Below are 21,063 nucleotides of genomic sequence, written 5' to 3'. Positions count from 1 at the left end.
GAAACGGGGAGGGAGACCGCGCGGTGTCACGGCGCCATGGCTCAGCCGTGCGGCCCCCGTCCGGGGTCGCGGGATCCGGCGAGACAGCGGCTCCGGGCGCGCAGGAAAACCTCCTCGGCGCCTCCCGCGGCCTTGGGATCACGGGTGCGGTACACCCAGGGAACCGAGGTGAAATAGGGGCCGAGCTCCTGGAACACCGGTGCGGCGTCGGTGAATTGGAGTGCTCCCCACAGGGCGTGGGCCAGATGGTTCAGGTCGAGCAGAGAGTGGGAGATCGGGGCCGTGCGACGGAACCAGAGCTCCAGGGCCCGGGCCGCGTCCCGCTCGGCATCCTCGGTGACCCAGTGGAGATCCAGGGCCTTCTCGTGACCGTGCTCACGGCGATAGCGCTCGACCCGCACATACAGCGGCAGCACATGCAGCGCAGAGCCGTCGGGGGCGGAAGATGCCGCCCACTGCACGAAGTTGACCGCTTCCGAGAGGGTCCCGCCGGCCTTTCGCGCGTACACGAACTGGAGCATCCGGTGGTAGGCCTCGCGGTTGTACGGATCGCGCTTGTCGGCCTCCGCCAGCAGCCCCCACGGGCCGGGGAAGAGCATCGGTCCCGGCGGATGCAGCCGGTGCTCCTCCAACTGCTGCCGCTCGTCGAGCTGGGACAGGGCCAGCAGGCACACCCATGGCACCGGGTCCGCGGGCGAGGTGTGCGCGGCAGTGCGGCAGGCTCCCCACGCCTCCTGCCACAGCTCCTGTGCGCGGGGATGGCCTTCGCGGTGGGCCCGCACGGCCCGTTCCACGACGACCCGAGCGTGCATCACGGCAGCGGCGACACTCCGGGGTTCCTCGGCCAGCCAGGCCTGCACCGCATCAGAACCGGCGGCAATCGCCCCAAGCACCTGGGTGCGCTGGGTCCACAGGGTCCAGTCGGGCGTACTCTCCAGTAGATTTCGCATGGACACCCAGCGTCCGGTGCGCAAGTCCTGTAACGCGACACGCAATTCGTTGTCATGGCCGGCCGGGTGATAGACCGGCCGGAAATCACTGTTGGCCATGGACTCGCCCTGCCCTCGTTCGACGGGACGGAATACGACGGATGGGGGATCTCCTCAGCACGTCACGCAACCCGGCGGTGGCACGGAACCCGTGCAGAAGCGGAAGGCCCGGGAGTCGAGATGTTGGTGCTCGGGGCGGAGTGTCGGTCTCATCAATCCTCAAGGACGTGGGGGGCTAAGCAGCTGTTGAAAAATGAACTGCTCGAAAGCGTCCGGTTGTTGCTCGGCGGTGAGTGTAAGGCCAGTTGCTCCGAACTCCGGACCGATTCGCGGATCTTACTCAAGTCATCCGATTCGTACGGACGTTGACCGACATCCGGTCGTTCCGGGCGGGAGTCCGTGCAGCCCTTGACGTACGCGGTGGTCTGCACCACTCTGGGCGACGGAGATCAATGATCACGATTCCGTTCAAGCCGCAGAGCTTCCGCACAGCTGGAGTGTCGATGACAGGCCCGGTACTCGCCGTGGACCAGGGCACATCGGGAACCAAGGCTCTGGTGGTCTGCCCCGAGCGTGGCGTGATCGGTTCCGGTTCGGCGCCGGTGCGGCCGCGTCACGGCGCCGGGGGAGCGGTCGAGGTCGACCCCGCCGAACTGCTGGACTCGGTCGTCGACGCCGGGCGACGGGCGCTGCACGAAGCGGGTGAGCCGGTGGCGGCCGTCGGCCTCGCCAACCAGGGCGAGACGGTACTCGCCTGGGATCCGGACACGGGGCGGCCACTCACCGACGCGATCGTCTGGCAGGACCGGCGCTCCGTCCAACTTTGTTCCGAACTCGCCTCGCACGAAGATGAGTTGAGGCAACTCACCGGACTGCCGCTCGATCCGTACTTTGCCGCACCCAAGATGGCCTGGATCCGCCGTGAGCTGACGCGCGAAGGCGTCGTCACCACCAGCGACTCCTGGCTCGTCCATCAGCTGACCGGGGCATTCGTCACGGACGCGGCGACCGCAGGACGCACCCAACTGCTCGACCTCGACCGGGTCGGCTGGTCGCCCGCGGCCCTGGACATCTTCGGCCTCGGCGACGAACGCCTCCCGGCCGTCGTCGACTCCGACGGGACCGTCGGTACCACTACCGCCTTCGGTGGCGAACTCCCGCTGACCGGACTCCTCGTCGACCAGCAGGCCGCACTGCTCGCCCAGAACGCCCTGGACCCGGGCAAAGCCAAGTGCACCTACGGAACCGGTGCGTTCCTGCTCGCCCAGACCGGGCCCGCCCCCCGCCGCGGCTCCACCGGACTGGTCAGCTGTGTCGCCTGGCGGCTCGGCGGCCGTACGAGCTACTGCCTCGACGGCCAGGTCTACACGGCCGCGTCCGCCGTCAACTGGCTCACCGACCTGGGGGTGATCTCCGGCGCGGTCGACCTCGACCCGGTCGGTGCCACCGTCCCCGACTCCGCCGGCGTCACGTTCGTACCGGCGCTCGCCGGACTCGCCGCCCCGTGGTGGCGCGGCGATCTGCGCGGATCGGTGACCGGCCTCGGTCTCGACACCACCGCGGGCCACCTGGTGCGCGCCCTGTGCGAGGGCATTGCCGCGCAGGTCGTCGAACTCACCGAGGCGGTCGCGACCGACCTGGGTTCCCCGCTGACCTCGCTCCGCGTCGACGGTGGCCTGACCCGCTCCGCACTGCTCATGCAGACCCAGGCCGATCTGCTGCAACGCCCCGTCGAGGTGTCCGCGCTGCCCGATGTCACCGCACTGGGCGTCGGAGCCGTCGCCCGCCTCGGCCTCGACCCCCGGCTCCCGCTCCGGCAGGCCGTACCCGAATGGAAGCCCGCCGCCGTGTACGAGCCCCGGATCGGCGCCGACGAGGCGGCCGAACGCCTCGCCGGATTCCGTGCGGCCGTGCAGACCTTGCTGGAACATGCCTGATACGTGCGAGAGTCACGCGATGAACTGCACGATCACCACGACCGGAGACCTGACGGACGACCTGCCCGGGGATTCGGCGGACGAGCTGCCGGGCACGCCGGTCCATGACGTGACCGTCGTCGGCGCCGCCATTGCCCGCGAACCGGCCCGCTACCGGCTCCGTACCGCCCTCGTCGACGCCTCGGACGACATCGGCAACGGCACATCGAAGGCCAACGCCGCCATAGCAACTGGCGCCGTCGGCGGCATTTGCTCCACCGGACTCACCGCCTCGATGGCCATCGCCGCGCACGTCTGTGAACTGCTCGGCGACCGGATCCCCGACCACGAACTGGCCCGGCGCGGCGCGGTCACCCTGGACCCCGGCACCCGCGGCCCCGCGTACGACGCCTCGTACCGCACGACCGAGACCGGAGTCTTCGCCGTCGGTAATCTGCTGCACGGTGTGGAGAGCGCCGGCATCGCGGCCGCCGAGGGACGGGCCGTCGCCGCACCCGTACTGCGTCACCTGGCGGCGGATACCTGGCCCGTGGGCCGGCCCTCCGTTGCGGTCGATTCCCCGCTGCAGTGGATCGCGCCGAACCTCATCGGTCCCGGAGGCGACACCCCGCTCCGTGGCCGCTTCACCCTGCGCACCAGCCGGAGGCTGCCCTCGCCGCTGCTCGTCGTCCGCCAGGACGGCCGTGTGCTCCACCGGCAGCGACTGCTGCTGCCCGCCGTACCGGGCCGTCCTTTCCATCTGCGCGCCGACTGGCTCGACCGCGTCGATCCGCACGGCGCGACCGTGCGGATCGCGATGCACTGACCGTACGTCAGGGAATCAGCAGCCAGTCCGAACCGATAGCCGCCAGCAGGCCGGCGGCCAGCAGCCAACTGCCGAGCCGCGTACGGCCGTTCCTGCTGAGCTCGATCACGATCCCGCACAGGATCAGCGCCAGCCCGTACACGCCGACCACCAGCACGGACGACCGGCTGGCGATCCGCAGCGCGAGAACGACCGCCATCGCCGCCATGCCGACCGACGAGAGAACGATCCGCAGCCGTCTCGCCTGACGAGGCGTCAGCCTTTGGTTCTCGGTCTCGGCAGCGGCCTCGGCAATGGCCTCGGAATCGGTCTCGGGAAGGATCTCCGAAGCGGCCTCGGAATCGGGTTCCGAAACGGTCTCGGGACCGGCTATCGGGGTGTCCACGGCCTGGTCCTGGTCAGAAGTGCTCATGACGCCGGATCGTAATGGCTGCGGGCCGCCCTGTTCACCGCTCCGGGCGGCGGGCGGCGAAAGTGACGTAGGTTCGGTGCATGCCCGGCCACATCCTGATCCTCGGCGGTACGACCGAAGCCCGGCAGCTCGCCGCTGAGCTGACCGGGCCCGGCGGCGACGCGACGGTGCGCATCACCACGTCGCTGGCCGGCCGGGTCGCCCGGCCCCGGATGCCCGCCGGCGATGTACGCATCGGAGGTTTCGGCGGCCCCCAGGGCCTTGCCGACTGGTTGCGTACCCACAGTGTGGACACCGTCGTCGACGCCACCCACCCGTTCGCCGGCAACATCAGCGCCAACGCCGCCGCGGCCGCGCATGCCACCGACAGCGCACTGTTCGCGCTGCGCCGCCCCGGCTGGACGGCGGGCCCCGGTGACCGCTGGCACCCGGCCGACGACCTCGCGCACGCCGCCGAGCAACTGCCCGCCCTGGGCCGCCGGATTCTCCTCACCACCGGCCGTCTGGGTCTGGCCGCCTTCACCACCGCCCCGGGCGCGGACACGCTCCACTTCCTCGTACGGTCCGTGGAGCCCCCCGAGCCACCGCTGCCCCGCGACACCGACGTACTCCTCGACCGTGGCCCGTACACCGTCGAAGGAGAGACGGCGCTGCTGCGCGACCGCGCCGTCGATGTCCTCGTCACCAAGGACAGCGGCGGCCCCGCCACCGCGGCGAAACTCACCGCGGCCAGGAACCTCGGCCTGCCCGTTGTCGTGGTCCGCCGCCCGCCGCCGCCCGAAGGCGTACCCGTAGTGCACGATGTGGCGTCGGCACTCCAACTGCTGTGCAAGGAAAACTGATTCAGCCGCGACGCAGCAGATACGTATCCATGATCCAGCCCTTGCGGGCGCGCGCCTCGGCCCGGAGCTCCTCGATCCGGTCCGACACCTCGGCGAGGCGCCCGGAGACCAGCATCTCGTCCTCGGTCCCCACGTACGCGCCCCAGTAGATGTAGAGGTCCTGGTCGAGATGGCGGGTGAACGCCTGCCGTGCGTCGAGCATCACCACCACGTCGTCGACCCCCTCGGGCCAGCCCTCGGCCAGCCGTCGGCCGGTCGTGATCTGCACCGGCCTGGCCACCCGGTTCAGCCCCGTCCGGTGCTTGGCCAGCAACGCGGAGACACTGCTGATCCCGGGTACCACCTCGTGGTCGAAGGCGACCGAGCCCCGGTCGAGGATCTCTTCGAGGATGCCGAGCGTGGAGTCGTACAGCGCGGGATCGCCCCACACCAGGAACGCCCCGCACTCGTCCGCACCGAGATCCTCCGCGATGAACCGCTCGTACAGATCGGCACGGCGCCTGCGCCAGTCGTCCACCGCGGGTGAGTAGTCCGACGTCCTGCGGTCCCGCTCCGGATCCCGTGCCTCGACGAGCCGGTACGAGGTGTTCTTCACATGCACATCGAGGATGTCCCGCCGCAGCCCGGTCAGATCGGACTTCTCCTCACCCTTGTCGAGGATGAAGAACGCATCCGCCCGGTTCAGCGCCTTGACGGCCTGGAGGGTCAGATGGTCGGGGTCGCCCGCGCCGATACCGATGACATAGATCTTTCTCACCGCACCGAGTCTGCCCCATGCCCCACCGCCCCGGGCGTCCGGGCTACCGGCCCCCGGCCCGCAGACACGGCGCCTCGTCGGCCGCGTCGACGGGCCGCACCCGCGCCGCGTCCGCGCCGCAGGCCTTCTTCGCCTCGACCCGCCCCGCCAGCTCCTCCGCCCAGCCGATCAGCCCATCGACCCCGATCCCGTGAGGGCGGGTGGTCCCGAACCCTGCGAGCGCCGCCGCGCCCCGTCGCAACAGCCGGGCCCCGCCCGTCGTATTGCCCCGCGCCGCGTGCGTCAGCCCCACGGCGAGCTGCGCCAGACCGCGCCACAGCTCTCGTTCCGCCACCGGGCCCGACTTCCACGCATCCTCGAGCACCTCGTGCGCATGGAACGGCATCCCCGCGTCCAGCAGCCGTTGCGCCTCACGCAGGGTCTCCTCGGGGGTACGGGTCACACCCTCGGGCTGCCGATCCACTCCCGGTGCCCCGTACGGCAGGGGGCGTCCCAGCCCGTCACGGGGGCGCGCACTGCGCGCGCGGCCCTCGGCGTCGCGGTCCCTGCGAGTCTCGTCCACCCCTCGATTGTGCCCCGCACCTGCGGCGAACTGTCCGAACCACTGTCCGTGGGCCCTCGCGCACGACTAGTGTCGACAGGCATCCGCACCACTTTGGGGAGGGTAGGGATGAAGCAGTCCCGGCCGCTGTACGAACGCGAACCGGAGCTCACCGCTGCCGCACAAGCCGTGGACGCCCTCTGCGGTACCCAGGCGGCAGGCGGGCTGCTGATCTTCAGCGGTGAGGCAGGCATCGGCAAGACAGCACTGCTCGCCGAGATCCAGGCGATGGCCGCCGACCGCTGCACGGTCTGCTCCGCACGCGGCGGCGAAACGGTCACATCCGTGCCGTTCCACGTCGTACGCCAGCTGCTGCAGCCCGCACTCGACCAGTTTCCGCCCGACGAGGTACGGGCCTTGTTCGGAGCCTGGTACGAGATCGCCGCGCCCGCACTCGGACTCGCCGAACCGAGCGGTCCCCAGCCCGATCCGCAGGGTGTGCGGGACGGCCTCGACTGGGTCGTCTCCCGGCTCGCATCCCGGCTGAGCCACCGTCCGCTGTTGCTCGTCATCGACGACGCACACTGGGCGGACGGCGAATCCCTCGCCTGGCTCGCCTCGTTCACCGCACGCCTCGGCGAACTGCCCGTCCTGGTCGTCCAGGCCCACCGGCCGGAAGAACTGGCAGCGCGGCAGAAGGAGAGCGGATCGGGCGGCGCCCACCCCTCCCAGGTCAGGGTCGCGCTGCGCGCCCTCACCCCGGACGCCACCGCGGCACTGGTCCGCGCAGGCCTCGGCGAACACGCCGACGACCCGTTCTGCCGCGAGGTGTGGGCCGTCACCGGCGGCAACCCCTACGAGGCGGTCGAACTCGTCGCCAAGGTCCAGGACCGCGAACTGGCGCCCCTGGAGGAGTCGGCCGGGCTGCTGCGCGAACTCGGTGCAACGGCCCGCGGCAGCGGACTCGTCGCCCGGCTCGAACGGCTCGGTACCCACGCCAACCGGTTCGCCTGGGCCGCCGCCGTGCTCGGTACGGACATCTCGCAGGATCTCGCCGCCACCCTCGCCGGAATGAGCCCCGCCGAGGCCGCCGACTGCACGGCGCGGCTGCGCGAAGCCCGTGTCGTCACCGGCTTCGACCCGCTGGAGTTCGTCCACCCGCTGATCGCCACCGCGGTGTACCGCTCCATCCCGCCGGCCACCCGAACCGCCATGCACGGCCGGGCCGCCTGGGCGATCACCCGTGCGGGACTCGGCCCCGCCGCGGCCTCCCGGCACCTCCTCGAAGTACACCCCGACGACGACCAGGAACTGGTCGAGCAGCTCCGCGAAGCAGCCGGACAGCACCTCGCGGTCGGTGCCCCGGAGGCCGCCCGCCGCTGCCTCGAACGCGCCCTGCAAGAACCACCGCGCCAACGGGTCAAGGCCAACCTGCTGTACGAACTGGGCTGCGCCACACTGCTCAGCTCCCCGGCCACCACCGTCCAGCATCTGCGGGCCGCCCTTGAGGTGCCCGGACTCTCCGACGACCAGCGGGTCGACGCCACCTTCCGGCTCGCGGCCGCGCATTCCCACAACAACCAGCTGAAGGAAGCGGCACGCGCCCTCGCCGCCGAGGCTGCACACACCGCCCCCGGCCCCGGCCTGATGCGGCTCCAGGCCGCCCACTTCCTCTGGGAGGGTATGCAGGCCGCCGAGGACGACGGACCCGCCCGTTCCGCCAGGCTCGCCCGGAACGCCGACCACCTGTCCGGCCGCGACAACGCCGAGCGCGCCCTGCTCACCATCCGCGCCTTCGACGCCATGATGCGCGGCGAGAACTCCCAGCTCATCGTCGACCTCTGCGAACGCGCCCTGGTCGACGGCCACCCCGCCCGCGGGCTCGGCTGGACCGACACCGAGTGGGGCTTCGAACTCCCGACCCTCGTCGGCATCACCTACGCCTTCACGGACCAGCTCGACCGGGCCGAGGAACTCTTCGGCGAGGCCGTCCGCGCCTTCGAGATCTCAGGCTGGAGCGGTGCACATCTCGCGTTCGCACACACCCTGCTCGGGCTGGTCCACCGCCGTCGCGGCCGGCTGGCCGAAGCGGAGGGATTCCTCCGCGAAGGACTGCGCCTCGCCGACCGTGTCGGCAGTGGACTTCCCGTCCACTGGGACGCGGCCTGTCTGCTGATCGACACGCTGGTCGCCCGCGGCCGTGTCACCGAGGCGCGCGAGATCGCCGACCGTTACGACTTCGGCTCGCCCTACCCCAGCGCGATGGTGCTGCCCGACGCGCCGTGCGTACGTGGACGGCTGCTGCTGGCCGAAGGCCGTACGAAGGAAGCGGTCACCGAACTCCAAGCGGCCGGTCAGGCCCTCGAACCCCGCGGCAGGTTCAACGGCGTATGGGCGCCCTGGGCCGGTGATCTCGCCCGCGCACTGGCCGAGGAGAACCCGGGCCGCGCCGCCCAACTCGCCGCCTCGGCCCGGGTGCACGCCGAACGCTTCGGCACGGACACCGCGATCGGTGAGGCCCTGCGCTGTGTCGCCCTCTTCGCCCGCGCCGAGGACGCCACCCATCTGCTGGCCGAGTCGGTCCGCCACCTGGAAGCGTCCCCGTCCGCGTACGAACACGCCCTGGCCCTCGTCGACTACGGCATTGCGATCCGCTCCCCGCGCGAACTCGCCAGAGCCCACAAACTGGCCACGGCGTGCGGCGCCGAATCCCTGGCAAACCGTGCCCACCAGGCACGGGCGTCGATCCGGTCCTCGGAGTGAGGTAATGTTTGTCCTGCGCAGCCGCCCGGGAACACCGGGGGGAATCGCATCGGGACGTGGCGCAGCTTGGTAGCGCACTTGACTGGGGGTCAAGGGGTCGCAGGTTCAAATCCTGTCGTCCCGACTCGTGAGAGTCGCAGGTCAGGGCCGGTTTCGGAGAGATCCGAAACCGGCCCTTGATCATTCTTGGGGACCAGTTGGGGACCAGCCTCCTTGACCGGCGTCAGCGGGTCATGACGATCGGGCCCGGCAGGGAGCGCGGTGCGCGCAGCACGCTGAGGTGCGCGGACGTGAGCGATCCGACCCTCATCATGGGCCTGCACGGAGTCTTCCACCGGCACCCGTGGATCGATCACGTCCTTGCCGAGAACGACCTCGGGGACGAGGACGTGTTCAGTCTGGCCGTGGCCAGGGCGGAAGCCTACGGCCGGAGCAGCACTCACCTGGGCCGCGGTCCACTGGACGGCAGCCGATGGGGACACAATGACGCCGGTGAAGACTGGACCGAGGACAACCGTGTCCGCCAACTGGCCTGGCTTCAGGTCGCCGTGGAAGAGAGGCTGCACGGCCAACGGCTGCCCCTGCTGCCCGTGGCCACCGTCCTCAGCGACGTACTGCACCACATGGGCACGTACGGTCTGCACACGGTCGCGCCCCTGCAACTGTCCGCAGACAACAGCCTCGTCTACTTGTCGCAGGCCGCGGATTCCCGGGCCGCGACGGTGAGGACACAGTCAGCCGAGCGGACTGGGTGGCCACCGCAGGGCCTGGACCGTCGAACGCTCCTTCGGCCGCCTGATCATCCATCCCACCAGACCCTCTACACCTACTGGAGGTCTGGCTCCTTCGCTGGTGGGTGAGGTACAGACCGAGGGAATGCAAAACGCGGCGTCGATCCACTGCTCCTTGCCGGCCTGGTCTCTCGACACCGCCATCTGGGCAGCCGAAGTCACCGCCGCCGCAGTACGCGGCGTCGGCGTGACAGAACCGGTGCTCCTGACCATCTCCCATAACGGCGGTGACCTCGCACAGAACGTGTAAGCGGGCTACAGGCCCACAGGACCGGGAACCAGTGGCGGGCGAGTACACGACCGCGCGGCACCACGCCCGCGGTGTTCACCACGCGATTCCCTCAGCGGGGAGTTCCGTGATGGGGGACGGCGCTGCGAGCGGGATGCCCCATTGTTTGCGGGCCAGACGGGCGGCTTGGGCCGCCTGTAGGTGGCCCTGCTCGCCCCAGCCGAGCAGAGCGGCGGCCTGCTCGGGCGCGGCCAGGAGCCGGGCGAACTGTCGGCCACTGGCAGGGTCGGTCGCGGACGGGCCAGCTGCTGTGATCGGCGCGGCCAGTCGCAGCCGCGCACACTCGCCGATGCCGCCATAGACATCACCAGTGGCGTCGTACACCCATCCCAGCCGTTCGGCCTTTCCCGGGGCCAGGGTCAGCTGCGCTTCTTCGGCGGTCTCGCGCACCAGCGCGGCCTCCGGGGACACATCTGTGGGCTCGACCGTGCCGCCGGGCAGTGTCGCCAGCGGTTCAGCGGGGTCAATGACCAGGACAACTCTGCCGTCAGGCGCGAAGAGCCACCCCCAGGCTTGGGGGACTGGGAGTTGGTCGGGGACGCGGTCGGGGTGCCAGGGCCACTCGCGTCCGTCCCGGGGCCGTGTGTGTACCTGGTGCAGGTCCAGTGGTGGCACCGCCCCGACGTGCCGGCCGCCTTCGAGGTGGGCGGTCGTGCCGGCCAGGCGGGCGCGCAGCGCTGCCAGCATGATCTGTGCGTCCACGGGGATCATCCGCTCGGCCGCCGCCCGGGAGTCAAGGAACTCGCACCCGTGCAGCTCGTCTGCGGGCAGGCGGAGGGCGGCGATGTCCGGCTCGGTCAGGGTCCCGCCGTCCAGCACATAACGTACCTCGCCAGGGAAAGGCAGGTCCGGCGCGACGTCCGGATGTCCAGGGGCGAGCCAGTTCACGGCCAGCACCCTCCCCGACGTCCTCAACAGTCCGAGTTCCTCGTGTACTTCGCGACGACAGGCCTGCTCGGGGCTTTCACCCGGCTCGGCACCGCCACCCGGCAGCAGCCACTGCCTGCGGTAGGTCGGCTTGACCAGCAGGACACGGCCGAGCCCGTCCGTGAACACCGACGCTGCGCTCAACCAGACAGAATGGCGTGATCGGGCGTATCCCTCCTGGGACATCTTCGGCTGCTCGGGTAAGGCGGCTGCGCCACTGTGTGCGGGGGTATTCATTCCTGCTCCCGTCTCTTGCGTTCGTGGTGCATGGCATTGGTGTGTTTGCGAGCTTGGCGGAACGGACCCGGACGCGGTAGCCCGTGCAGTGGCGCCGTCCCGGAGTCGGGATGTGGGCCAGCCCTGGGGAGACGAGGTGGTGGAAGCCGGTGCCGCCCTCGCGGAGCGGGGTGAGGATCTCTGCGGCGTACGCCCGGTTGAGGACCGTCATGGGCACGATGACTGGCCCGCTGGTGTACTCGGCGAGGTCGGTGACGAGCACACTGGTCAGGTGCCGCCATGCCGGCAGGTCGTGGTAATCCCGGGGATGGAGGGCGTGGCTGGTGAGCGTGCTCTGCAGCAGGTTGCCGATGGCTTCCGGGTCGGCGACCACGGCGCCGGGCAGAGCGCGGCGCAGCTCGGCAGCAAGGGTGCTCTTGCCGCCGCCGGCCCACGCTCGGCGCCGAGGATCGGTCGCGGTCTTGGAGAAAGCATGCTGACATAGACGGACAGAGTGCTGGCATGCGTCAGTCCGCTCCACGTGGAGCGCATTCGGCGGCCAGGACGTCGATGACCACTGGTGCCATCCATACGAGAGGAAGCACATCAACATGGCGAGTGCAGCACTCAAGAAGGTCCTCATCACAGGAGCGGGTACCGGCTTCGGGTATAGAGGCCGCCATGCGCTTGGCGGAAAAGGGCTTCGACGTGATTGCCGCGGTTGAGATCTACGCCCAGGTCCAGACTCTGAAGCGGCAGGCGGCCGAGCGAGGGGTGAGCCTGCAGGTCGAGAAGCTCGATGTCACCAACGACGGTGATCGTCGCAAGGCTCTCAACTGAGGTGTGGAGATCCTCGTGAACAACGCAGGAGTCGGCGAAGGTGGCTCAACAGTTGACATTCCCGCATCGAACATCCGATCACCAGTTCGAGGTCAACGTCACTGGACCGCTGCTCCTCACTCAGGGGATAGCCAAGCGGATGGTCAAGCGCGGCGCCGGTAGGGTCGTATGGGTCTCATCCCGGGAGGGCCTGAACGTCAACCCCTTCACCGGCATCTACTCCGCTTCCAAGCATGCGGTCGAGGCGATCGCCGAAACCATGGCCTACGAGCTGCAGGAGTACAACGTCGAGGTCGCCACGGTCAACCCGGGTCCGTTCCTGACCGGCTTCAACGACCGCATGTTCCAGACCTGGGAGAGCTGGGAGGATGACCCATCTCAGCGGCTCTTTGACTACTCCAAGCTCGCCTTCCCCCGAGCGCAGTTCGATCCTGAAGCCGTCTATGCGACGTTGACATCCGTCGCTGCCGGAGAGGTCGACCGTTTCCGCAATCTGGAGCCTGCGTCGATGCTCGAAGAGACCAAGCACCTCCAGCAGATTCCCTGGGAGCGCAAGGTCACGGATGGCCTCGGGACCCGGCATCAGGCCATTCAGCGCTCCTACGAGATGCAGCCTGAAATTCCCGTCGCCCACTGACGGCTTCCCAACCGACCGCAGTCCGGCCTGAGATGCGCTGGAGCCGCTCACAGCCGGACGATGCTGAGCGCAGGCCGCGGCTACCGAGGTGCCGGCCGAGTCATCCCGCACCGCCGCGAGACCGCAGGGTCCGCACGCGCGTCGAACACGCCCTCGCCCGCATGAGGAACGGGAAGATCCTCCGTGACTACCGGCTGAAGGGCAACGGCGTCCACCACGCCATGCTCGGCATGGCCCGTTTGCGCAACCTCACCCTGGCCGGGTGACACGGAAACAAGCAGATCAACTGGCACAGTAAAGATCATTTAAGGGACAACGCTTAGCCAGTGCGCACTCATGCCTAGGCGTGGCTGATTCGTAGCTGCCCTGACGGCAATAGCTGGTGATTCCCGCATGGGGGCTGATGACGAGCCCCACAGCGGGTCGTCAAGCTCGCGAGAGCGTGCGGAGATGCCCTGGCGGCAGCGCACATAAGCGAAACCCACAACGTGCAGAAGGGACACCAAGTGCCTATCAAACCGACCATTCTGCAGGATCGCTATCGCAACCGCGGCACAGCGTTCTCGCTGGAGGAGCGGGCGAAGCTCGGGATCACCGGCCGGCTGCCAGCCACTGTGGAGACCCTGGACGAGCAGGCTGCCCGCGCGTACGCGCAACTGCAGGATCAGCCCTCGAACTTGCACAAGTACATCTACCTCAACCGGGTCCACAACCAGAATCAGGTTCTGTATTACAAGCTGCTGGGCGACCACCTCGCCGAGCTGCTGCCGGTGGTGTACGACCCTACCGTAGGCGATGCCATTCAACAGTGGTCGACCGATTTCCGCGACTCGCGGTCGGTGTTCCTGTCGATCGACAGGCCGGGGGACGTCCGGGCCTCGTTCGAGTCGCTTGGGCTCGGCGCCGATGACGTCGATCTGATCGTGGTGTCCGACGCGCAGGCGATTTTGGGCATCGGCGACTGGGGCGTGAACGGCACCGACATCTCCATAGGGAAGCTCGCCGTCTACACGGCCGCGGCCGGCATCGACCCTAACCGGGTCATCGCTGTCAACCTGGACGTCGGCACTGACAACGAGCAGCTGCTCAACAGCCCGAGATACCTCGGGAACCGCCATGCGCGGGTGACCGGCAAACGATACGACGACTTCATCGCCCTGTACCTCAAGACGGCCTCAGAGCTCTTTCCGAACGCCCTGCTGCACTTCGAGGACTTCGGGCCATCGAACGCGCGGCGGATTTTGGTCGAGAACGCCGAGACCTATCGGATCTTCAACGACGACATGCAGGGTACTGGGGCCATTGTCATGGCCTCGGTGTTCTCCGCCTTGAAGGTGACGAAGGAACCCTGGGTCGAGCAGCGACTCGTGGTCTTCGGCGCCGGTACCGCGGGAACCGGGATGGCCGACCAGATCCACGCGGCAATGCTGCGTGACGGTGCGACGCCCGAGGAGGCGAAGAACAATATCTGGCTCATCGACGTCCACGGCCTCGTGACCGACGACATGCAAGACCTGCCGGACTATCAGCGGGTCTACGCGCGGTCAAAGGCCGAGGTCAGCTCCTGGGCGGACGGCGAGGTCGACCTGCTCACCACCGTCAAGCGCGTCAAGCCCACTATCCTCATCGGCACCTCGACTGCCCACAACGCATTCACCGAGGACGTTGTCAGGGCCCTGGCGCAAGGGGTGGAACGCCCGATCCTGCTGCCGCTGTCCAACCCCACCAGCCGCATCGAGGTCATGCCATCCGATGCGGTGCTCTGGTCCGAAGGGAGGGCGCTGATTGCCGTCGGCATCCCGGTGCCGCCGGTGGAGTACAACGGCATCATCTACACGATCGGGCAGGCCAACAACGCGCTCCTCTATCCCGGACTCGGCCTCGGCGCGATCATCTCGGGCGCCCGTCACGTAACCGACAACATGCTGCTGGCTGCCGCCGAGGCAGTAGCCGGCCAGGTCGACGTGTCACAGCCGGGCGCCTCCCTGCTGCCGCCCGTCGAGAACCTGAGGGCATCGTCGGCAACGGTCGCGATTGCTGTAGCCAAGGCCGCCGCCGCAGATGGAGTCGCAACGAAGTCCCACGAGAACCTCATTCAAGCCGTCCAGGACACAATGTGGCAGCCGGTCTACCCCACAGGCGATGTGGAGGACGAGCGATGAGCCAAGACAACCAGCCAGCACCCGAGATGAGAGACATACCGATCGGGGTCCGGGCGAGCGGAAAGCGGAAGGAATTCGACAGCATGGGCACCGTCGAGGTGCCGGCAGACCGTTACTGGGGTGCGCAGACGCAACGGTCACTCATTCACTTCTCCATCGGCGGCGACCGGATGCCCAAGCAGATCTACCACGCCTACGGTTATGTGAAGAAGGCAGCGGCGCTCGTGAACGCTGCCGCTGGACGGCTGCCCGAGTGGAAGAAACAGGCAATCGTGCGGGCCGCGGAGGAAGCCATTGCGGGGAAGCTTGACGAGCACTTTCCTCTCTTTGTCTGGCAGACGGGATCGGGCACCCAGAGCAACATGAACGTCAACGAGGTCATATCCAACCGTGCCTCGCAGTTGCTTGGCGGGACGCTCGGGACCCAGAAGCCGGTTGCCCCGAACGACGACGTCAACATGGGGCAGTCCAGCAACGACAGCTTCCCGACCGCGATGCACATTGCCTCAGTGCAGGAGATCGACGGCCATCTCCTGCCCCAGGTCCGGGAGCTCGCCGCTTCCATTGAGGCCAAGGCCGAAGAGTGGGCCAGGGTTGTCAAGATTGGCCGCACGCACCTCGAGGACGCCGTACCACTGACGGTGGGACAAGAGTGGTCCGGCTATGCCGCACAGTTGCGAGCCTGCATCGAGGAGATCGAGCATAGCCGTGAGGGGCTACTCGCCCTGGCTCTGGGCGGCACCGCCGTCGGGACGGGACTGAACGCCCCGGAGGGCTTCAGCCGTGACGTTGCGGCGCAGATCGCCGAATTGACCGGCAAGCCGTTCGTTACGGCCGAGAACAAGTTCATGGCACTGGGGTCGCTCGACCCAATGGTGCGTGCGCACGGGGCGCTGCGCGGGCTGGCCGTCGCCTTGATGAAGATCGCCAACGACATGCGATGGCTGGCCTCAGGTCCGCGCACCGGATTCACCGAGCTGCTGCTACCGCAGAACGAGCCAGGTTCCTCGATCATGCCCGGCAAGGTCAACCCGACCCAGTGCGAGGCGATCGTAATGATCGCGATCCAGGTGCTCGGCAACGACTCCGCGGTGTCTTTCGCCGGCAGCCAGGGAAACTTCGAGCTCAACGCCATGCGCCCGGTGATCATCAACAATTTCCTGCACTCCGCGCGGATCCTCGCCGATGGGGCGGAGAAGTTCCGGACCTTTTCCGTCAGCGGCACCGAGCTCAACCGCAGCAAGATAGCGCAATATGTGAGCGAGAGCCTGATGCTGGTCACGGCACTGAGCCCCATCATCGGCTACCAGAACGCCGCGCATATCGCCGAATCCGCTCTCGCCAACGGCCAGACGCTCAAAGCGGCCGCCCTGGCAAGCGGTCACGTCGACGAGAAGACGTTCGACTCCGTTGTCGATCCGCTCTCCATGGTCGGCCACGGCGTCTCCGGCGCCTGACCCGCGGCTCCGGCCGCGGTGAGGGCTATAGGTCGGGCTGTCGGCCCCCATCCAGCGGCCGTGCCGGAATCCACCCGGTCCGGCCCGGACGCCCACCCGCAGGGAAGACCGTGAGACGAACCGAAACCCTCCCCGAACATGTCCGCTTGAAACAGCAGCGGAGTCACGCAACAAGCTCAGGATCTGTGCAGCTCCGGTGCACCACAGCGGACGATGTTCAAAACGGCCATCATGCCCTTGTCCTCATGTGATGCTCATCAGGGTGAGCAAGCGCGAAGCGTAGGGCGAGGGCGTCGTCGAGCGTGCGCAGGACGTGGACCCCGGCCAGATCGCTGTCGGGAAGGCGCCGGGGGGCTACGCCGGTGGCGATGACGAGTGCGTCGGCTCTCGCCGTTGTCCAGGCGCACTGGATGGTCGTCCACGATCAGCAGCCGGATCTGAGCCGGCTGTTCGCTCGTTCGCCACCGCCCCGGCGGATCGCGGGCACGCTCGCGTTGATCGCGGTGCCCGAGCCGGGGGCGCTCTCGATGGTCAGCGTCCCCAGCACCCGGTCGAGCCGTTGCCGCAGGCCGTTGAGCCCGAAGCCGCTGTCGCCGTTCCCCGGCGGCGGCTCGCTGTGCTCGGTCACGGTGAAGCCGACGCCGTCGTCGCGAACGTCCAGCACGACCGTGTCCTCCAGGTAGGAAATGGTCAGTCCGACCTTACTGGCACCGGCGTGCTTCGCGACGTTGGCGAGCGTCTCCTGGGCGACCCGGAAGAGGGCGCGACCTCGATCTCCGTCAGCAACGGCACCGGGTCGCCCGTAGCCTCGACGGACGCGACCGCGATAGCGATCCGTTCCGGGGTGTCGGGTACTCCGCCGGGGATCAGGTTGATCATCAGCGAGGTGGCGCCGACGCTGACGAAAGCCCACTGCGGCGGGAGCAGATCGTACGCCTGGACGAACCCGATCACGGCGAACACGAAGAAGATCGGATGCTGCGTCATCAGCACCGCGGCCAGGATCTGCTGGACCGGCGATGTTCATCAGCGGGGAGGCGGGGATACCGGCGTCGCTGAGCAGCTTGGTGAGATCGTCCGCGGTGTACGTCGCGACCCAGGCGGCGATTTTCTCGTACAGCTCGTCGGCATGCTCGGCGCGCGCGGCGCGGGTGGCGTACGCGGGGGCGTTGGCCAGTTCCGGGGTCCCCATGAGGGCGGCGAGCCTCCGAGGCCTACGCCCGGGACACCGGGATTCCGCTGGAGGAACTCGACGAACGGGCGGCCGGCGCCTTCGCGCGCATGGTGGCCGGTCTCGCCGTGACTCCACCACCGGACGCGACGGACGGCGGGGCTGCGTCCCGCCCCCGCACGGGCACACGGAGCTGAGTGTCCCCGACCCGCCGGCCTCGACTCGCGCCGCCCTTCCCCTGGGTGGCGCCCCGGGCCCATTACGCTGGGACATATCGCTCAAAGCGGTTCAAGTGTGTGTGAAGAGGTGCGATGCCCTACGGGAGGCATGATGAGCCAGCAGCCGGTCCTCCTGCCCTACGCCGACCCGGCCTTCGTGGCGGATCCCTTTCCGCTCTACCGACAGCTTCGCGATGACGGCCCGGTACGACGCGCCGTCATCGCAGGAGGCCTGGAAGCCTGGCTGGTCACGCGGTATGAAGACGGCCTCGCGACCCTGTCCCACCCGCAGCTGAGCAGTGACGTCCGCGATGCGTCGGATCCCCGGCTCATCGAGCGGCTGCCCGCCACCGACCGCGAGTCCGTGCTGCGCAACATGCTCCGCTCAGATCCGCCCGATCACACCCGCCTGCGCCGCCTGGTCTCCAAGGCGTTCACTGCGCACAGGGTGGCGGAGCTGCGGCCCCGCATCCAGGGGATCGCCGACCGACTGCTCGACGAGATCGTGCCGGCCGGTCGCGCCGACCTCATCGAGGCCTACGCGCTGCCGCTTCCGGTCACCGTGATCAGCGAACTGCTCGGGGTACCCGTGACCGACCGGCACGACTTCCAGCAGTGGACCGACGACATGATCCTCCGGGGGAGCGAGCCGCCGGACCCGGCCCAGGTGGACGGGGCGTGGCGGCAGATGCGCTCGTACCTGACCAAGCTCCTGGAGGCCAAACGAGCCCGGCCCGGGGACGACCTGCTCAGCGCGCTGATCGTTGCCAGGGACGAGGAGCAGCGGCTGGACGAGGACGAGCTGATCGCCATGGCCTTCCTGCTGCTGGTGGCCGGATACATCACCACGGTCAACCTGATCGGCAGCGGCATCGCCGCACTGCTCGCCCACCCCGACCAGCTCCGGATGCTGCGGGACGACCCGGCGCTGCTGCCGGGCGCGATCGAGGAATTCCTGCGCTACGACGGACCCGTCAACCCCGGCATCGCCAGGTTCGCGCGCGAGGACATCACCATCGCCGGGGTGAACATCCCTCGCGGCGCGACCGTGCTGGTCGCCTCCGCCATCGCCGACCGTGACCCGGAGCACTTCCCCGAACCCGACCGCCTGGATATCGCCCGGCAGGACAACGCCCACCTCGCGTTCGGACACGGCATCCACTACTGCCTGGGTGCGCCGCTGGCCCGGCTCGAAGGCCAGATCGCCATCGGCACCGCCCTGCGCCGCCTCCCCGGTCTCGCCCTGGCCGTTCCTCCGGACGAACTGCGGTGGCGGCCGGGCGGATTGCGCGGCCCCGAACACCTGCCGGTCACTTTCACATTCGATGACGCGACCGCCGGCAGCCGTTTCTGAACTACGTGCCGACTGATGGGGCGCCCCAGAACAAACGGCATCTACCGGATGCGTTGCGCGTCCCCGCTCAGAGTGACCGGGCGAGCCGGAACCCGAGGTCGTCGATACGAAAGGTCGGGTGACTCTTGCGGCGGCACGACGCCCGGCACCCTCGGGGGCGATCGAATCCACCTCCGCCACGGAATACGCGGTACGGGCCGTAGATCCGGGGATCGTAGACATCCCAGCACCACTCCCACACGTTGCCGATCATGTCGTGGAGGCCCCACGCGTTCGGCGCCTTGGTCGCGACATCATGCACCTCGCCGCCGGAGTTCCCGCGGTACCAGGCGATCTCGTCCAGCTCTCCGTAGCGTGCACCGGAGGTCCCGGCCCTGCACGCGTATTCCCACTCCGCCTCCGTCGGGAGCCGATAGCCGTCGGCCTCCCAGTCGCAGACCACGTCCTGCGCGTCGGGGTCGTCGCCGATCGAGTAGCAGGGTTCGAGTCCCGTCGCGTGCGAGAGCAGGTTGCAGAACCGAACGGCCTCCTTCCAGGAGACCTCGGTCACCGGTGTCCGCGGCCCCGCCGAACTCGCGGGTGCCTCGCCCCGAACGGCGCGGTACAGGTCGCGGGTCACGGGATACGGTGCCAGCCGGAAGGCAGCGACCTCGACGTTCCAGTTCGTCCGGGTGCCCTCGTCCCGCAGGACGATCTCCCCGGCAGGGATGCCCCTCATGCCCTCGGCGATCGCCTGTCGGAGTAAGGATTCATGGCTCATCGCAGCTCCTCATGTGCACCGGCGCATCAGGCCGACGCGCCGGCCTGCCAGCAGAGCCCGGAGGGCGGACCGTACCTCCGGACTTTCGAACAAGTGACGATACAGACCCAGAACGTCATGGCGGCGCACAGTTGTCACAGACGATCGCGACGCGCACGTCGGTCGGGGCGGAGGCAGGAATCAGGAGGCCCGATCGTGGTGCATATATGGACATTTTGGGTGGTACGTTCAAATTTGGGGCCTGGAGGGGGGAGCGACAGGAACACAGGTGAAGGAGAGTGGGCGCACGGCGGCGCGGGCGGGTTGGCTGCCCGGCGCGCTGCTGCTCTTGATCACCGACGGCGTCACCGAGGCACGCAACCGGACGGGCACCTTCTACGACCCGTGTGCGTCCGCCGTGCTCACCGACGCCCGCTTCATGGATCCCGGCGGCCTGGTCCACGCGGTGACCGCGGATGTCGCACGCTGGAGCGGCGACGGTCACCAGGACGACATGTCCATCCTCGCCGTCGCCCGGCGCGGCGGCCACCGGCTCGGCTGAAGCCGACTGCGTCTACGAACCTCAGGCACAGGGCCGAGGTGCAGGGCTACGAGTCGTCTCCGGTGGCCGAGACGGTCAGCCGGTGCGCGGGAGGGTGCTCGATCGAGAGATCCGGGCGCCAGGCCGCGAGTACCTGCGCCGAGGGACCGAACAACGGACCCGGCAGAGCGTCGAGCCCGGTCCACTGCCAGGTGCTGATCAGATGGGGCTCGGTCACCTGCGGGCTCCCCGATTCCACGGTCACCACGGCAGCCATCGACACACGGTTGATCCCCGCGACCACGTCGTGGAGCATGGCGAAAACCGTCACGCTGTTCACGTCGACCTCCAGGCCCGTCTCCTCGCGGAGCTCACGCACGGCCGCCGCGGCGATGGACTCATTGGTCGGGTCGACCTTGCCGCCGGGAAGCTCCCAGGTTCCGCTGTGGTGCCTGCCGAGCAGCACGCGCCCCTGGGTGTCCTGCACGATGACGCCCACGCCGAGCGCCGCCTGCGCCTGCGGCGGACGGGCGTTGCGGGAGAGGGTGTCCGTGGGGGTGGTGTCCATGGTGCTCCTAGCGGGTGGGTGTGGGGTGCCGCGGGCGCGAGGCCTCGCATTCCGGTGTTCCCGGAAGCCTACGTACCACCGCACGCGGACCCATCGAAGTGACCCGC

Annotated in this window: 19 protein-coding genes, 1 tRNA gene and 3 pseudogenes; 15 read left to right on the top strand and 8 right to left on the bottom strand. The window is 68.8% G+C overall.

All coding sequences use genetic code 11. The features are described from left to right. Nucleotides 1-41 precede the first annotated feature (41 nt). Nucleotides 42-1,049 carry a hypothetical protein gene (locus OG953_RS06055; RefSeq protein WP_405682921.1) on the bottom strand — a complete coding sequence of 336 codons (1,008 nt, stop codon included), beginning with the start codon at nt 1,047-1,049 and terminating at the stop codon, nt 42-44. Between the two features lie 443 nt (nt 1,050-1,492). Between OG953_RS06055 and OG953_RS06050 the strand changes: the two genes are divergently transcribed. The 3 genes and pseudogenes from OG953_RS06050 to OG953_RS06040 all read left to right on the top strand — a co-directional run. After that, nucleotides 1,493-2,926, top strand: coding sequence for an FGGY family carbohydrate kinase (locus tag OG953_RS06050; protein ID WP_405682920.1), 1,434 nt, complete (start codon nt 1,493-1,495; stop codon nt 2,924-2,926). Between the two features lie 19 nt (nt 2,927-2,945). Further along, nucleotides 2,946-3,152 (top strand): annotated as a pseudogene (locus tag OG953_RS06045) (FAD/NAD(P)-binding oxidoreductase); the annotation flags it as partial. A 12-nt stretch (nt 3,153-3,164) separates the two neighbouring features. After that, a pseudogene (locus tag OG953_RS06040) lies at nt 3,165-3,731 on the top strand (oxidoreductase); the annotation flags it as partial. 7 nt (nt 3,732-3,738) lie between these two features. Here the strand turns inward: OG953_RS06040 and OG953_RS06035 are convergent. Further along, nucleotides 3,739-4,143 carry a hypothetical protein gene (locus OG953_RS06035; RefSeq protein ID WP_405682919.1) on the bottom strand — a complete coding sequence of 135 codons (405 nt, stop codon included), beginning with the start codon at nt 4,141-4,143 and terminating at the stop codon, nt 3,739-3,741. Nucleotides 4,144-4,223: 80 nt separating this feature from the next. On the opposite strand from OG953_RS06035, the gene OG953_RS06030 reads away from it, so the two are divergent. After that, nucleotides 4,224-4,985 carry a cobalt-precorrin-6A reductase gene (locus OG953_RS06030; RefSeq protein ID WP_405682918.1) on the top strand — a complete coding sequence of 254 codons (762 nt, stop codon included), beginning with the start codon at nt 4,224-4,226 and terminating at the stop codon, nt 4,983-4,985. 1 nt (nt 4,986) lies between these two features. On the opposite strand, the gene cobF is transcribed toward OG953_RS06030, so the two are convergent. Together cobF and OG953_RS06020 are read right to left on the bottom strand one after the other, a co-directional pair. Next, nucleotides 4,987-5,742 carry a precorrin-6A synthase (deacetylating) gene (gene cobF, locus OG953_RS06025; RefSeq protein ID WP_405682917.1) on the bottom strand — a complete coding sequence of 252 codons (756 nt, stop codon included), beginning with the start codon at nt 5,740-5,742 and terminating at the stop codon, nt 4,987-4,989. A gap of 43 nt (nt 5,743-5,785) precedes the next feature. Further along, on the bottom strand, nt 5,786-6,304 hold the full coding sequence (locus tag OG953_RS06020) for a DUF309 domain-containing protein (protein WP_405682916.1): 519 nt from the start codon (nt 6,302-6,304) through the stop codon (nt 5,786-5,788). 108 nt (nt 6,305-6,412) lie between these two features. Here OG953_RS06020 and OG953_RS06015 point away from each other — a divergent pair, with 108 nt between their 5' ends. From OG953_RS06015 to OG953_RS06000, 4 genes are all read left to right on the top strand, one after another. Next, complete coding sequence (locus OG953_RS06015; RefSeq protein ID WP_405682915.1) at nt 6,413-9,046, top strand: ATP-binding protein; 2,634 nt, start codon at nt 6,413-6,415, stop codon at nt 9,044-9,046. 50 nt (nt 9,047-9,096) lie between these two features. After that, nucleotides 9,097-9,170: transfer RNA gene (locus OG953_RS06010), tRNA-Pro, on the top strand. Nucleotides 9,171-9,336: 166 nt separating this feature from the next. Further along, nucleotides 9,337-9,906, top strand: coding sequence for a hypothetical protein (locus OG953_RS06005; protein WP_405682914.1), 570 nt, complete (start codon nt 9,337-9,339; stop codon nt 9,904-9,906). A gap of 16 nt (nt 9,907-9,922) precedes the next feature. After that, the gene (locus OG953_RS06000; protein ID WP_405682913.1) at nt 9,923-10,087 is read left to right on the top strand and encodes a hypothetical protein; all 165 of its coding nucleotides are present in this window, start codon (nt 9,923-9,925) and stop codon (nt 10,085-10,087) included. Between the two features lie 75 nt (nt 10,088-10,162). Here the strand turns inward: OG953_RS06000 and OG953_RS05995 are convergent, their stop codons facing one another. Next, nucleotides 10,163-11,197: an NUDIX hydrolase gene (locus OG953_RS05995; RefSeq protein WP_405682912.1), complete on the bottom strand. Its 1,035-nt coding sequence runs from the start codon at nt 11,195-11,197 to the stop codon at nt 10,163-10,165. Nucleotides 11,198-11,950: 753 nt separating this feature from the next. Here OG953_RS05995 and OG953_RS05990 point away from each other — a divergent pair. The 5 genes and pseudogenes from OG953_RS05990 to fumC all read left to right on the top strand — a co-directional run bounded on the left by OG953_RS05990 (nt 11,951) and on the right by fumC (nt 16,365). After that, nucleotides 11,951-12,109 carry a hypothetical protein gene (locus OG953_RS05990; RefSeq protein ID WP_405682911.1) on the top strand — a complete coding sequence of 53 codons (159 nt, stop codon included), beginning with the start codon at nt 11,951-11,953 and terminating at the stop codon, nt 12,107-12,109. Nucleotides 12,110-12,149: 40 nt separating this feature from the next. Then, nucleotides 12,150-12,746, top strand: a complete 597-nt coding sequence (locus OG953_RS05985; RefSeq protein ID WP_405682910.1) for an SDR family NAD(P)-dependent oxidoreductase — start codon at nt 12,150-12,152, stop codon at nt 12,744-12,746. A 36-nt stretch (nt 12,747-12,782) separates the two neighbouring features. Then, a pseudogene (locus tag OG953_RS05980) lies at nt 12,783-13,012 on the top strand (IS5/IS1182 family transposase); the annotation flags it as partial. Between the two features lie 240 nt (nt 13,013-13,252). Continuing rightward, nucleotides 13,253-14,908, top strand: a complete 1,656-nt coding sequence (locus tag OG953_RS05975) for an NAD-dependent malic enzyme (RefSeq protein ID WP_405682909.1) — start codon at nt 13,253-13,255, stop codon at nt 14,906-14,908. A gap of 26 nt (nt 14,909-14,934) precedes the next feature. Continuing rightward, nucleotides 14,935-16,365, top strand: a complete 1,431-nt coding sequence (fumC, locus tag OG953_RS05970) for a class II fumarate hydratase (protein WP_405691667.1) — start codon at nt 14,935-14,937, stop codon at nt 16,363-16,365. A 424-nt stretch (nt 16,366-16,789) separates the two neighbouring features. Here fumC and OG953_RS05965 read toward each other — a convergent pair whose 3' ends face one another. Next, nucleotides 16,790-17,809, bottom strand: a complete 1,020-nt coding sequence (locus OG953_RS05965; RefSeq protein ID WP_405682908.1) for an ATP-binding protein — start codon at nt 17,807-17,809, stop codon at nt 16,790-16,792. A 57-nt stretch (nt 17,810-17,866) separates the two neighbouring features. Between OG953_RS05965 and OG953_RS05960 the strand changes: the two genes are divergently transcribed. After that, nucleotides 17,867-19,108 carry a cytochrome P450 gene (locus tag OG953_RS05960; protein WP_405682907.1) on the top strand — a complete coding sequence of 414 codons (1,242 nt, stop codon included), beginning with the start codon at nt 17,867-17,869 and terminating at the stop codon, nt 19,106-19,108. Nucleotides 19,109-19,175: 67 nt separating this feature from the next. On the opposite strand, the gene OG953_RS05955 is transcribed toward OG953_RS05960, so the two are convergent. Further along, nucleotides 19,176-19,868, bottom strand: a complete 693-nt coding sequence (locus tag OG953_RS05955; protein ID WP_405682906.1) for a formylglycine-generating enzyme family protein — start codon at nt 19,866-19,868, stop codon at nt 19,176-19,178. Between the two features lie 268 nt (nt 19,869-20,136). Here OG953_RS05955 and OG953_RS05950 point away from each other — a divergent pair, with 268 nt between their 5' ends. Next, entirely contained in the window at nt 20,137-20,409 is a 273-nt protein-coding gene (locus OG953_RS05950) for a SpoIIE family protein phosphatase (RefSeq protein ID WP_405682905.1), read from the top strand. A 46-nt stretch (nt 20,410-20,455) separates the two neighbouring features. Here OG953_RS05950 and OG953_RS05945 read toward each other — a convergent pair whose 3' ends face one another. Continuing rightward, nucleotides 20,456-20,956 (bottom strand): NUDIX hydrolase, encoded by a 501-nt coding sequence (locus OG953_RS05945; protein ID WP_405682904.1) that lies wholly within the window; start codon nt 20,954-20,956, stop codon nt 20,456-20,458. Between the last annotated feature and the right edge of the window lie 107 nt (nt 20,957-21,063).

This window comes from Streptomyces sp. NBC_00057 (assembly GCF_045041165.1).
In the GTDB taxonomy this organism is placed as follows: domain Bacteria; phylum Actinomycetota; class Actinomycetes; order Streptomycetales; family Streptomycetaceae; genus Streptomyces.
This window is presented reverse-complemented; position numbering and strand designations above follow the sequence as displayed.